Here is a 13,784-nt window from a genome sequence, read left to right as displayed (position 1 = left end):
CGCATGTCCGGGAAATACTATCTCACTACGCCCATCTATTACGTGAATTCGGCGCCCCACCTGGGCACGACGTATGCCACCATGGCGGCGGACACGATCCGCCGTTACCAGGGGATGCTCGGGAAAGAGACGCTGCTGGTGACGGGCAGCGACGAGCACAGCCAGAACGTGGAGCGGGCGGCCCGGAAGAAGGGCCTGTCGCCGTTCGACTTTTCGACGGAGCTGTCGAACGAGTTCAAGGCGCAGTGGGACAAGTTCGAGATCCCCTACCGGTTCATCCGCACGTCGGATCCGCAGCACCAGAAGACGGTGCAGTGGCTGTTTGAGCGGTGCCGGGCGAACGGGTATATCTATCCGAGCACGTACACGGGGCAGTACTGCGTCAACGACGAACTGTATGTGAACGATGCGCAGCCGGGCGATCCGTGTCCGGATTGCGGGCGTCCGACGGAGACGGTGACGGAGGAGAACTACTTCTTCAAGCTGTCGGCGTTCCAGGACCGGCTGCTGGCCCTGTATGAGAGCCAGCCCGACTGGGTGGAGCCGGAGTACCGCAAGAACGAGATTGTGTCGTTTGTGAAGGGCGGGCTGCGGGATCTGTCGATCACGCGGACGAACATCGCCTGGGGCATCCCGGTGCCGGTGGAAGGGAACCACGTTTTCTATGTGTGGTTCGATGCGCTGATCAGCTACCTGTCGGCGGTGAAGGACGAGGGGCTGTGGCCGGCGGACCTGCACCTGATCGGCAAGGACATCCTGCGGTTCCACGCGATCTACTGGCCGGCGTTCCTGATGGCGGCGGACCTGCCGCTGCCGAAGAAGATCCTGGCGCACGGGTGGATCCTCAAAGACTCGATCAAGATGTCGAAGTCGCGGGGGAATGTGGTGCGGCCGGAGCCGCTGCGGCAGGTGATTGGGCCGGATCCGCTGCGGTATTTCCTGCTGCGCGAGATTCCTTTCGGGCAGGACGGGAACTTCAGCTACGACGTGCTGATCACGAGGATCAATGCGGACCTGGCGAACGGGTTAGGCAATCTGGCGAGCCGGACGCTGACGATGATCCGGCAATATTTCAACAGCGAGATTCCGGCGAGCGCCGGCGATGCCGAGTTCAATACTTTGGCTGAGCAGACGCGGGACCAATACCTGGAGTCGTTCAACCGCTTTGAGTTCAACCGGGCGCTGGAGAATCTGTGGTCGATGATCAGCCGGTTGGATAAGCACATTGTGGAGCGGGCTCCGTGGGTGCTGGCGAAGAAGCAGGATGCGGAGAGCCGGGCGGTGCTGGCGGCCACCTTGTACAACGTGGCCGAGGCGCTGCGGTTCATCTGTGTGCTGGTGCATCCGGTGATGCCGGACGCGACGCAGAAGCTGTGGAGCCAGTTGGGGATGACGACGGAGCTGGCGACGACGAATCCGACGACGCTGGCGTGGGGCGACCTGCCGGCCGGGCAGAAAATCAAGCCGGCGGAGGGGATTTTCCCGCGCATCGACGCAAAGACCGCAATCGACAGAATTCAGGAAATCGACGATATGGAAGCTGATCGCATCAATGTTCTGTTAGGCAAGACGGAAACTCCGGCGGCTGAGGCTGCTGCGCCTGCTGCCACGCCGGCTGCTGCTCCGGTGGCTGCTGAACCCGCTGCCGCCACTGAGGCCTCGGCCACGCCTGGCACGGGTTGGACGCCGCCGGCGGGTGTACCGCCGCTGGCTCCGGTGATCACGATTGAAGACTTCGTGAAGGTGGATCTGCGAGTGGCGCAGGTATTGACCGCCGAGAAGGTGAAGGGCGCGGACAAGCTGCTGCACCTGACGCTGGATGTGGCGGAAGAGAAGCCGCGGACCATCGTGGCCGGCATTGCGAAGGCGTATGAGCCGGAGCAGTTGGTGGGCCGGAAGGTGGTGATTGTGGCGAATCTGGCTCCGCGGAAGCTGCGCGGGATTGAGTCGAATGGCATGATTGTGGCCGCTTCGCTGGAAGACGGGTCGCCGGTGCTGGCCGCGTTCCTGGAGTCCGTGCCGGTGGGCGCGCGCCTGAAGTGATGACGAGCCTGATCGACAGCCACTGCCATCTGGACGGGGAGCGGTTCGCGGAGGACCGCCCTGCTGTGATTGAGCGCGCGCGGGCGGCCGGGGTCGAGTTGATGGTGGCGATTGGGACGGGCGACGGTCCGCCGGATCTGGAGGCGGGCATCCGGCTGGCGGAGGCGTATCCGTTTATCTACGCGACGGTGGGGGTGCATCCGCACGAAGCCGCGAAGGTGACGGAGGAGACGTGGCCGGCGCTGATCGCGCTGACCGCGCATCCGAAGTGTGTGGCGGTGGGGGAGATCGGGCTCGACTACCACTACGATTTCTCGCCGAGGGACGTGCAGCAGCGGGTGTTCGTGCGGCAGATGGAGATTGCGCGGGCGGCCGGGCAGCCGATTATTATTCACACCCGGGAGGCCTGGGCGGATACGGTGGCGCTGATCCGCGAGCATTGGGCGGTGGAGCTGGGCGGGATCTTCCACTGCTTTTCGGGTGGTCCGGCGGAGGCGCAGGAGGCGTTGGACCTGGGGTTCCATGTGAGTTTTTCGGGGATCGTGACATTCCCGAAGGCCACGGATATTCATGAGGCGGCGCGGATGGTGCCGGCGGACCGGATCCTGGTGGAGACCGATTCGCCCTATCTTGCGCCGATCCCGTACCGGGGGAAGCGCAACGAGCCGGCGTATGTCGTGGAGACGGCGAAACGGGTTGCGGAGCTGCGCGGGGTCTCTTTTGAGGCGCTGGCGGAGCAAACATCGGAGAATTGGCGGCGTCTGTGTTTGCAGGCAGGCAGGCGCAACGGATAAACTTGAGTCAGTCGATGGCAACCGGCAAGCTGGGTCTCGCACTCACTACTCGTGAAATTCTAAGCCTCGTCTCGAAAGATCTCGAGAAGGTGGAGCAGGAGTTTCGCCTGGAGTCGGTGGCCTCTGTGGATGCCGTCTCGCAGATTGCGCAGTACCTGCAAGGCAATGGCGGCAAGCGGCTTAGGCCGATCATGCTGCTGGTGTCGTGCCGGCTGTTCCGCGAGCCGTCGCCGGAAGCGATCCGCCTGGCGGCCGTTGTGGAGTTAATCCACACTGCGACGCTGGTACACGACGACATCATTGATGACGCGAAGACGCGGCGCGGCAAACCCTCGGCTAATGTTCTGTGGGGGAACCATACTTCCGTTCTGGCCGGCGACTGGCTGTACATGCAGGCGTTCCAGATTGCCTTGCGCATGCGCAGTTTCGAAGTGCTGGACCTGCTGATCACGCTGACGCAACAGATGGTGGATGGCGAGCTGCTGCAGTTGGAGCGGATCGGGCGCATCGACATTACGGAAGCGGATTCGATGGAGCTGATGGACCGGAAGACGGCCACGCTGTTTTCGGCCTGCACCAAGCTGGGTGCGATTGCGGCCGAGGCGACGGAGTCGGAACAGACGGTGCTGGGCGACTTCGGGTGGAACCTGGGGATGGCGTTCCAACTGGTGGACGACATCCTGGACTTCACGTCGAGGGAGTCGATTCTCGGGAAGCCGGTGGGGAACGATCTGCGGGAAGGCAAAGTGACCTTGCCGCTGATTTATGCGCTGCAGGATGCGAGTCCGGGGGATCGGGCGAAGGTCGAGATCGTGCTGAAGGAAGGGAACTACGAGAAGGTTGCCTTCGGGGAGATCCGGGGGATTCTCGATAAGCATCACGGGATTGAACGGGCCCGGGTGCGCGCGCATGAGTTTACGGCGAAGGCTCGTACGCTGTTGCAGACGTTCAATGAGTGTCCGGCGCGGACGGCGCTGTTTGCGGCTACCGATTTGGTGGCGGACCGGGACCGGTAGACGGGTAGCCCGTCGCTTACGCTCCGGGACTGGGGTTTTTTCTCACTGGTGGGTTGAGGACGAGACGGGGTGGGTTGCGTTCGCCCCTCGGTGGCTGGTTGGGGACTCTTTGTTGCTCCTCCGCTCCCTTACGGTCGCGGCTCAAGGTCGCGGCTCAATTCGCGGCGCCGTTCGGGTTTCCAAACACTTACACTGGTGACGGCACCATGAACCGCCGGGAATTTGCTGCTGCTCCTTTGCTGCTCACCGCCTGCGGCCGCGCTACGCCTGAAGCCGGGTGGCCGGCGAAGTGGGACCGCGAGCTGGTCCGCAAATCCGTCCAGATCTCCGATGAGAAGTTCGATCCCGAACATAAGATGATCTCGGTGATCCTGGGGCCGGAGTACCGCTATCACACGAAGATGCGGGAGTGCCGGGCGCATCCGACCCGGGATTCGCTGGCGTATGCGCTGTTCCTGCTCGAAGAAGGTTCGAAGGAGCGGGTGGAGCGGGCGAAGGAGATCCTGGATCGCGTCCTGAATTTGCAGGTGGTGGATCCGGAATCGAAGTGGTACGGGCTCTGGGGCTGGTATATGGAGGAGCCTCCGGACAAGATGGCTCCGGCGGACTGGAACTGGGCGGACTTCAACGGGTCGCTGCTGCTGGTGATCGAGTTCCGGAACGGGGGCAAGCTGGGGGCGGAGTTGCGCGGCCGGGTGCGGGAGTCGATCCGGCATGCGGCGCATTCGGTGAAGCGGCGGAACGTGTCGATGTCGTATACGAACATCGCGATGAAGGGCACGTTCGTGACGCAGGCGGCGGCGGAGCTGCTGAACGACGAAGAGCTGCGGGTCTACGCGAAGGACCGCATGGTGCGGCTGTGCCAGGCGATTGATGAGACGGGCAGTTTTGCGGAGTACAACTCGCCGACGTATGCGCTGGTGAGTTTGACGGCACTGACGCGGATCCGGATGTTCGTGAAGGATGAAGAGGCGAAGCGGCGGGCGGCGCTGCTGGAGCGGCGGTTGTGGCTGCATATGGCGGCGCACTGGGACGCGGCGCGGAAGCAGTTCGCGGGTCCGATGAGCCGCTGTTACCGGAATGACATTGGGTATCCGGCGTGGCTGGAGAAGGCGCTGGGCGGGCGGTTGAAGCTGGTGACTCCGCAGAACCGGACGGATGACGGGGATACGGGGATTCACGAGTACCGGTGTCCGGTGGATCTGGCTGACCGGTTTCTGAAGGCGGAGCCGGATCGCGAGCAGAGGGAGCTGTTCCTGGCCAAGCCCGAGACGGCCGGGACGACGTATTTCTCGAAGGACTTCTCGATGGGGACGGTGAATCGCGGGGACTTCTGGGTGCAGCGGCGGCCGCTGATCGGGTTCTTTGGGGACGATTCGAGGCCGGCGCGGACGGTGCAACTGCGGGTGGTGAAGGACGGGTACGATTTCTCGTCGGCACTGTTCTTCAGTACGCAGCGGGGTCCGCGGGTGCTGGGCATGATCAACTTCCGGAGTCCGGGCGGCGACAAGCACATCTCGCTGGATCCTATTAAGGACGGAGCGTTCGACTGCGGGCGGCTGTTCGTCGAGTTCGATATCGAAGGGCTGGACGCGTTCACGACGGAGCAGATCGAGAACACGGTGTTCGTGAAGTCGAAGGGGCTGCAACTGCGGTTCCGGGTGCTGGATGCCCGGTGGGGGGCGCACCGGCCCGAGTTGAAGGTGTCGAAGACGACACAGAGTGTGACGGTGACGCTGGACCTGAAGCCGGTCGATGCTCCGAAGCGGGTGCGATGGAGCGAGGTGCGGGCGGCGTATGCCGCATTCGCCCTGGAGATGGCCGATGGGGATGGCACATTCCCCGATTCGATGCCTGTTTCGAAACTAGACGGATCTGTACTGCGTGCGGAGTGGGGTGAACTGAAGCTGGCGGCTTCGACCCGAGTGCAGACCGTGGAGCAGCACAACGCGGATTTCCAGGGGGATGCGCGTCCAGTACCAAGACTGGAAAACAGGCTATTGGCGGGCATTGCGCCGGGCTTTCCAGTGGGCTAAGCTGCTGTTTGGCTCAACACTATCGAAAGGTGCATTATCCATGCTGAACCGCCGGCAGTTCCTCGTTTCCTCGGCCCTTGTTTCGGGCACTGTTCTGAGCGGGGCCAAAAGCAAGCTCCGGATCGGAGTGACGGACTGGAATCTACGGATGACCGGTCAGGTGGAGGCGGTTGGGACGGCGGCGCAACTTGGATTCGAGGGCGTCGAAGTGAGCCTGGGCCGGAAGCCGGTGGACGGCAAGCTGCCGCTGGATAACGATGAGCTGATTGGGAAATACGTCGCGGCGGCGAAGGCGCAGAAGATTGGCCTGGCCGGGACCTGCCTGGACATTCTGCACGTCAACTACCTGAAGAACGACAAGCTGGGGCAGAAGTGGGTGGGGGATTCGATCCCGATCACGAAGAAGCTCAACGCCAAGGTGGTGCTGCTGCCGTTTTTCGGGAAGGGCGCGTTGGAGACGCGGGCGGAGCAGGAGTATGTCGGGGACGCGTTGAAGGAGTACGCCAAGGAAGCGGAGAAGGCGGGGATCCTGCTCGGACTGGAAGATACGATTTCGGCCGAGGACAACGTGCGGATCCTGGAGCGGGTGGCGAGCAGGAACCTGAAAGTCTACTACGACGTAGGGAATTCGACCAACAACGGGTTCGATGTGTTGAAGGAGATCCCGTGGCTGGGGGCCTCGCGGGTGTGCCAATTCCACCTGAAGGACAAGGGTTACCTGGGCGAAGGGAGCATTAACTTCCCGGAAGTCATGAACCGAATCATGGCCCTTGGGTTTACCGGGTTTGCGAACCTGGAGACGGGTTCGCCGTCCAACGTGATCGCTAACGACATGAAGCGGAATCTTGACTTCATTCGCAAGTCAATGACGTGACAAGGGGGTTTGCCGTAACCCCTTACAAAGTCACGACGAAGGTAACACTTGCGGGGTGTGGTATCTTTGTATACAGAGGACTTGGTGGTCTGAAATGTAACGTCGGCAGCTGTAATGTCAGCTCGGATTAACTAGGGTAAATGCCAGCGAATGAAAGCTTTGCCACTCTTTCCCATTGACATTCAGGTGCAGGCAGTTTACAGTTGGGATCTACCGTAATGTAGATTTATCTACAACCTCAGGATAGTGGCAGCGAGGTCCGTGCATGACCTTTCAAGTCGGTGAGAAGGTGGTCTACCCGAACCATGGGGTGGGCACAATCGAGAACATCAGCTCTCGTTCCTTCGGCATTCAATCCGAGAAGTTTTATCTCCTCCGTCTCTCCTATAACAGTCTTACCGTTATGGTTCCCTTCTCGCATGTCGACGTGGTCGGCCTGCGCAAAGTGACCAAGAACGGTGAGATCACCAAGGTCCTCAACTATCTGGCAACCGGCGAAAGCAAGAGTTGCCAGGACTGGAAAGATCGATTCAAGGAAAATTCCGCCAAGATGCAGAGCGGTAGTCTGCTCGAAGTGGCGGAGGTTCTGAAGTGCCTGGTCAGGCTTCAGTCCGCGAAGCCGTTGTCTTTCCGCGAGAAGAAGATGCTCGACCGAGCGCGGATCATGCTGGTGACCGAACTGGCGACGTCGCGGGCTATGAAAGAGCCCGAGGCGGCAGATGTACTAGGACGTGCGCTTTCGAAGTCCAACTTAAAGTTCCCAGAGCCCCTGTAACCCTCCCAGGCCAGCTTTGGTAGCTAGTCCGCCCAGAATCCTTCAAGGATGAAGATTACAAAAGTCGAAACGGTGCGCCTGCGTCGCGGTTTGACCGTGCACGCAGGCCCCATCGGCTGGTTGTGGGTTCGAATTCATACCGATGAAGGATTGATTGGTTTAGGCGAGACGTATCCCCACCCCGCTAGTGAACAGGCTGTGATCCTCGACCGCCTGGCCCCCCTGTTGATCGGCCGCGACCCCCTTGCCATTGAAAAGATCTGGGCCGACCTGTTTCTCGAGGTCGCTTATAGCGGCTGGGCCGGCGCCGAGATGCGGGCGATGAGTGCGATCGACATTGCGCTTTGGGACCTGGCTGGGCAAGCGGCGGGGCAGCCCATCTATAAGATGATGGGCGGGCCGTGCCGGGACCGGATCCGGATCTACAACACGTGCTATGACCATTACGACTTCCTGACGCAGCCGGTGGAACTGGCGCGGTCGTTGAGGGAGATGGGTGTGCGGGCGATGAAGATCTGGCCGTTCGACCCGATTGCCAAGGAGACGGGCGGAAACTGGATCACGGCGGAGCAGATGCGCCGCGGGTTGGCGGGCCTGGAGGCGATCCGGGCCGAGTTTGGGGACAGCATGGAAGTGGCGATGGAGTTCCACGGTTTCTGGAATCTGCCCTGCGCCATCGAGATTGCCAAGGCGCTGGAGCCGCTCAAACCCATGTGGCTGGAAGAGATGCTGCCGCAGGACAATATGGCGGCCTACCGGGAATTGGCCTTAGCGACGAGCCTGCCTCTATACCTGAGCGAGCGTTTGATGACGATCTGGCAGTTTCGTGAGCTGCTGGAGCTAAGGGCGGCGCGGGTAGTAATGCCCGACCTGGCGTGGTGCGGCGGCTTCACGCAGGGGCGCAAGATCGCGGTGCTGGCCGAGGCGCAATACCTTCCAGTGGCTCCACATAACTGCGGCGGGCCGGTGCTGCACTGGGCCAGCGCGCACTATGCGGCGGCGGTGCCGAATCTGCGGATCTGCGAGACGGTCCGGCGGCACTACCTGGATGAATATAAAGGCCTTATGGATTCGGAGCTGCTGCCCGTGGACGGCTGGCTGCCGTTGCCGCAAGGCACTGGGCTGGGTGTTCGCCTGAATGAGGACCGGCTGAAGCAGGATGACGTAGAAACCCGCCAGTATCCGGCATGAGGCGGATCCTCTAGGTAAACGCACCTAGTACTTGGGCTGAGCCTTAGTCTACCTACCCCAAAACTAAGCGCTATCGCGCATAGTCTTCACTTTAAAGCGTGCCGATTATTGTGATGGAAGGGTACGGATCGACGCATGCGTTGTCTGCACTGCGGCAAGCGATTATCCTTGCTGCGAAAATTCTCGGACGGAGAGTTCTGCACGGCTGAACACCGGCAGATCTTCCAACAGCAACAGAGCGATCTGGCGCTGGCCCGTCTGATTGAATCGCAGAACCGGATAGAGCGGCCCGCGATGGCAAAACCGGCTCCGAAGCCCGTGATGCGAACCAAGGCCGCGGTGGCCGAGGCGGAGCAGGCGGTGCCGGAAGCGCGCCCGATCGCCGAATGGTTTAAACCGAATGGACGCAAGGTCCTATTCGTCCCTCACGCACTCCCTTTTGATCCGAAGTTGAGCAGCTCGAAGCCAGGCTGCCAGGTGGCGCTGCAGCATCAAGGGTTTGAGGCGCCGGAAGGGCTGAGATTGGGCCTGGAGCTTTCGCCCCTGGCTCGCAACGCCCGGCAGGTGGTTCTCAATCCACTCTTCCGCCTGGGCATTCGGCTGCCCGCCGGCGCCAAGCCGGTCCAGCCCGAACTGGAGCCCGAGGCAGCGGGCCTGGCGCGTCTATCAACAAAGACTGGGCTTTCGATGGCCGCCGTCGTCCGGGAGACGCCGGCGGAGATTGCGGATTTTGCCGGGGCAGCCTGTATACCGGTTCTTTTTTGCGGGACGGTGGCTCCCGACCGACAGGATGCCCTGGCGCCAGAATCCCTGGGGTTGGCGGACGCACTGCTGCCGCTGGCCTGTCCGATTGCAGGACCCGTGCCGGTGCGCACGGTCACGGAAGTGGAGCTGAATACGGCTCACCCGCCGCAACGCTGGGCGGTCTTGCCGGCGATCGTGGCGGATCGCGCAGCGGAGCCCGATGCGGATCCCCTGCCGATCTCCGAGGCGCTGCTCCCTGTAGCGCTGCCAGCACTAGAGCGTGGTTCCGTTTGCGGCATTGCCCTGCCAGAACTGGAAGTCCCGCTTGCCTTGCCGGGCTGGGGGGCCGAACAGGATCCGGCGTTGCCTGCGAATCCGTCGCCCCGTTTCGGCGCGGAGCTCCGCACGGAAACCGAAATGGCGAGGATTCCCGGTCCTGGTGCGCTGACGGTACAGCCGCTGCTTGCGGAAACCGAGATCACCGCGCAGTGTGAGCTGCTGGAACCGGCCCTTCCGCTGTGGAACGCCGCGCCGCCTGAGGCCGTGATGGCGACGTCCAAGCGTACGGCGCGGATGAAGCTTAGGGCCATGGCCGCGGCGGCCGGTTTTGGGCAGATTGCCGTGGAGGCCCTGCCGAGTGAGCGGATGCCGGACAAGCCGCAAACGCTTGTCCTTCTTCAGGGCGGAATCGACCTGGCCCAGGACCACACGTTGCGTGGGATCGAGGTCTGCGCGGCGCTGAGTGCGGCGCGGCCGTTGCCCGCCGAGGCGCCAGGGTCCGGGATTCTGGATGCTGCCGCGGCCCCATGCATGCCCAGCGGGCGGTTCAGGCCCGCAGTGCCCGATCCGGTGGTGAGCGCGCCGAAGATCGAGGAACCCGCCGGCGGTTTGGCGGCGGAAGAGTTTGGCGAAGCTGTGTTCGTGCGAGTCGTGCGGCCGCTGATCGACGATGAAGCGCCGGACGCGATATCAGGCTCAGCACAGGACGAATTTGCGGCGGCCTTCGCGGCGGAAATGGCGATAAGGGAGTTGGCGCCGGAGCCAGCCGCGGAAGCCTTGACTGCTGAAACTCCAATCTCCGACTCCGGGCTTCAGGCGGCTGCGCTGCCTTTGGCGGCTGAACCGGAGGCTGAAGGCGTTCCGGTGGCCGCGTTGGCGGCCCAGACTGACGAGCCGGCTCAAGGGACTCCCGTTGCGGAGGAGCTGGCGATGGCTGCACCTCCGGCACCGCCGGACGCCGGGATGGAATCGCTGCAAACAGAGGCGGTTGTGTCTCCAGTCCTGGCCGAAGCCGAGCCGGCGGCGGTCGAAGCCCTGGCGGCCGTGCAGGCAGTCAGGCCCGAAGGGGAGACGGTAGAGCCAGTGGCGGCGGTTTCCCAGTGGACGGTGGTAGAGCAGCGGGCGAACCTCGAAACTGAAGCGGGCGTGTATCCGGCAGCGATGGCAGCCGAGGCCGTGGCGCCGGTGGCCGCAGCCGCTTCGCTGGCCGGAGAGGCGCAGCCGGCGGCTGTTGATGCGGCCGTTGAGGCGGAGCGGCTGGAGGCCGGGGAGCTGACTGGCCCGCCGGAATGCGATCAACTGCGCATCTACGCCGGGCGCGGCGAGACCGGACCGGCGGCCAAGCCGCACTTCAGCAGGGCGGACGACCATGGCCTGTGGCCGGATTCGCTGTCCGCGGAACCGTTGCGGCCGAAGTCGCGGCTGCTGATCGACCAGGCGGACGGCTCGGGTCCACGGCGGGCGAACGCGGAGCGAGCGGCAAAGCACTCAGCCGGACTGCTGCGGTTTGACACGCGGAAGCTGCCCGGGCGCCGATTCTGGGCGCATGCGCCCTCCGACCTGAAGTGGGTGGCGGTGGGCCTGCCGTTGATTCTCGCATTGATAGTCTACAGCTTTAAGGCATCTCCGCCGAAGTCTGAAACAGGGCGACCTGTTGCAGACAGCAGAGCGCACTCGGTGATCGGCGGCGAATTGAACTCGATCCAGAAGGTGATTCTGGACCGGGCGGCGATCAAGCTGTATGACGATTTCCGTGGAGGCCTCGGTTCCTGGCATGGATCCGACGGCTGGGCAAAGACCTGGAAGTATGGCGAAGCCTCCTTCCTGGAACCGGGACAGCTGGCGTTGTACTCGCCGACGGTCAACATGAGGGACTACACGATGCAGTTCCTTGGACAGATTGAACGGCGCAGTCTGAACTGGGTGTTCCGCGCGACGGATAACAAGAACTATTACGCGATGCGGATTGTCATCACGAAGACCGGACCGCTTCCCCAAGCCAGCGTGGTGCGATACGCAGTGATCAATGGGAAGGAAGTGGGCACAAAAACCCTACCGCTTCCATTCCCGGTTCACAGTGACACGTTGTATCTGGTGAAGATGGAGGTCCGGGGAGACTCGTTCACGACCTACATTCAGAGCCAGGTAGTGGATAACTTCAGCGACTCGAGACTGGAAGGCGGAGGCATCGGCTTCTTCAGCCCGAAGGGCGACAAGAGCTATCTGCGATGGGTGGAAGTGACCCATCAATACGACGTTTTGGGGCGACTGTGTGCGTTCCTGGCACCGTACAACGTGCAGGCCGAGGGGAGGAAGACGGAATGAGCGGAAAGCGCGAAAAGGCGGATTCTATGCGGGACTCGAACAAAACAAAAGACATTCAGGCCACGATCGACGGCGGAACCGCGCTGGCGAGGGCGGTGGCGCTGCATCTGGAAGGCAAGGGCAAGGAAGCACTGCGGGAGCTGGACCGGGCTGTGGAATCAGGTGATCCGCCGCGCGAGGTGTACTCGGCCAAGGGCCACATCCAGTTTGAGCTGGAGCTTTACGAAGAGGCTGTCAAGAGCTACGAGTCGTTGATCGGGCTGGATCCGAACTCGACCTCCGCGTACTTCAATCTTGCCGTGTGCCAGGAGAAGCTGGGCCGCTGGAACGAGGCGGCGAGCAATTTCCAACGCGCGTTGTCGAGCGACCCCAAGCGCATGGATGCGAAACTGGGCCTGGGCATCTGCCTGCTGCACACGCGCAGCGCGGAGAAGGCCCTGGAATGCTTCGACGCGTGCCTGGGCAAGACGCCCAACGAAGAGACCCCGCTGTTCGGCAAGGCCGTGGCGCTGGAACTTCTGGGCCGCTACGACGAGTCACTGGAACTGTACCGCCAGATCATCGAAGCCAATCCCAACGCCGAAGAGCCGATGGCGAACATCGTGCACATCGGCATGCGCAAGGGCGACACAGCCCTCGTCCGCGACATGAGCGAGAAGTTGCTCACGCTGCGGCCGTTCTCGCAGGCCGCGCTGGAAGGCCTGGCCTGGTGCGCGTTCGCGGCGGAAGACTATGAAGCGGCTTCGAAGTATTGCGCGAAGCTGGTGGAACTGACGCCGGAGCACTTTGAGCGCTGGTACAACCTGGGCGTGGCGTATCAGAAGCTGAGCAAGCACGACCAGGCGGAGAAGGCGTACGTCGAGGCGGCGCGGCTGAAGCCGGAGCATCCGCAGACGTGGGCGAACCTGGGCGTGGTGCGGCAAAACCTGGGCAACCCGAAGGGCGCCCGCGAATCCTACGAGAGCGCGCTGCGGCTGAAGTCCGACACGCCGGAAGTGTTGTCGAACCTGGCGGGCCTGCTCGAGGAGCAGGGCCAGACGGCGGAAGCCGAAGAGATGTACGGACGGCTGCTGCACAAGAATCCGGAATGGGACGATGCCTGGTTCCGTTTGGGCTATCTGCAACTGACCCGCGGCGATGCGATGAACGCGATTCAGGCGTTCGAGCGTTGCATCGCGAAGCGGAAGGACTGGCTGGAGGCGCTGATCAACCTGGGCCTCGGCTACAAGCAGATCGGCGAGAACGAGAAATCGATCCGCAGCTTCGAGGCCGCGCTGGCAGTGAAGGCGGACAGCGTGGAAGCGATGCGCGGACTGGCCGCGCTGGCCATCGAGCGCCAGGACCATCCGAAGGCGCTGGACCTGCAGGGCAAGCTGATCGACCTGGGCGAGCGGACTCCGGAACTGTTCTACAATACGGGCCTGTTGCTGCAGAAGCAGGGCCATGTGGACGACGCGGTGTCGCTGTACCGGGAAGCCCTGGGCCTGCGGCCGAACTTCCCCGAGGCGCTGCTGAACCTGGGCCATGCGTTGAAGCTCCAGGGCAGGGCCGAGGAAGCGCGCTCCTGCTGGCGGCAGGCGCTGGAGATGAAGCCGGAGCTGGCACAAGGCTACTTCGGAGACTAGTTTGATTTGTCCGGTGGGCTTGAGGAGGCTCACAGGATCCTGCGAGCAAAGGGCGGTTGGGGCAACCCAGCCGCCTTTGCAT

At 62.8% G+C, this 13,784-nt stretch carries 9 protein-coding genes; all 9 read left to right on the top strand.

All coding sequences use genetic code 11. The features are described 5' to 3' along the window. Positions 1–3: 3 nt before the first annotated feature. Positions 4–2,043: a methionine--tRNA ligase gene (gene metG, locus IRI77_RS17665; protein ID WP_194453353.1), complete on the top strand. Its 2,040-nt coding sequence runs from the start codon at positions 4–6 to the stop codon at positions 2,041–2,043. After that, a complete protein-coding gene (locus IRI77_RS17660) occupies positions 2,043–2,837 on the top strand; it encodes a TatD family hydrolase (RefSeq protein WP_194453352.1) in 795 nt (264 codons plus the stop codon). The genes metG and IRI77_RS17660 overlap by 1 nt, the downstream gene beginning before the upstream one ends. Positions 2,838–2,851: 14 nt before the next feature. After that, the gene (locus IRI77_RS17655) at positions 2,852–3,853 is read left to right on the top strand and encodes a polyprenyl synthetase family protein (protein WP_194453351.1); all 1,002 of its coding nucleotides are present in this window, start codon (positions 2,852–2,854) and stop codon (positions 3,851–3,853) included. A gap of 206 nt (positions 3,854–4,059) precedes the next feature. Next, complete coding sequence (locus IRI77_RS17650) at positions 4,060–5,889, top strand: hypothetical protein (RefSeq protein ID WP_194453350.1); 1,830 nt, start codon at positions 4,060–4,062, stop codon at positions 5,887–5,889. A gap of 40 nt (positions 5,890–5,929) precedes the next feature. Beyond that, positions 5,930–6,763, top strand: coding sequence for a sugar phosphate isomerase/epimerase family protein (locus tag IRI77_RS17645; protein WP_228486790.1), 834 nt, complete (start codon positions 5,930–5,932; stop codon positions 6,761–6,763). A 265-nt stretch (positions 6,764–7,028) separates the two neighbouring features. Then, a complete protein-coding gene (locus tag IRI77_RS17640) occupies positions 7,029–7,538 on the top strand; it encodes a CarD family transcriptional regulator (RefSeq protein ID WP_194453349.1) in 510 nt (169 codons plus the stop codon). A gap of 48 nt (positions 7,539–7,586) precedes the next feature. Further along, complete coding sequence (locus IRI77_RS17635) at positions 7,587–8,729, top strand: mandelate racemase/muconate lactonizing enzyme family protein (RefSeq protein WP_194453348.1); 1,143 nt, start codon at positions 7,587–7,589, stop codon at positions 8,727–8,729. 168 nt (positions 8,730–8,897) lie between these two features. Continuing rightward, complete coding sequence (locus tag IRI77_RS17630) at positions 8,898–12,077, top strand: hypothetical protein (RefSeq protein WP_194453347.1); 3,180 nt, start codon at positions 8,898–8,900, stop codon at positions 12,075–12,077. After that, the gene (locus tag IRI77_RS17625; RefSeq protein WP_194453346.1) at positions 12,074–13,702 is read left to right on the top strand and encodes a tetratricopeptide repeat protein; all 1,629 of its coding nucleotides are present in this window, start codon (positions 12,074–12,076) and stop codon (positions 13,700–13,702) included. The genes IRI77_RS17630 and IRI77_RS17625 overlap by 4 nt, the downstream gene beginning before the upstream one ends. Positions 13,703–13,784 lie beyond the last annotated feature (82 nt).

This window comes from Paludibaculum fermentans, assembly GCF_015277775.1.
GTDB lineage: Bacteria > Acidobacteriota > Terriglobia > Bryobacterales > Bryobacteraceae > Paludibaculum > Paludibaculum fermentans.
Note: the sequence above shows the minus strand (reverse complement) of the source record. Positions and strands in the feature narration are given on the sequence as shown.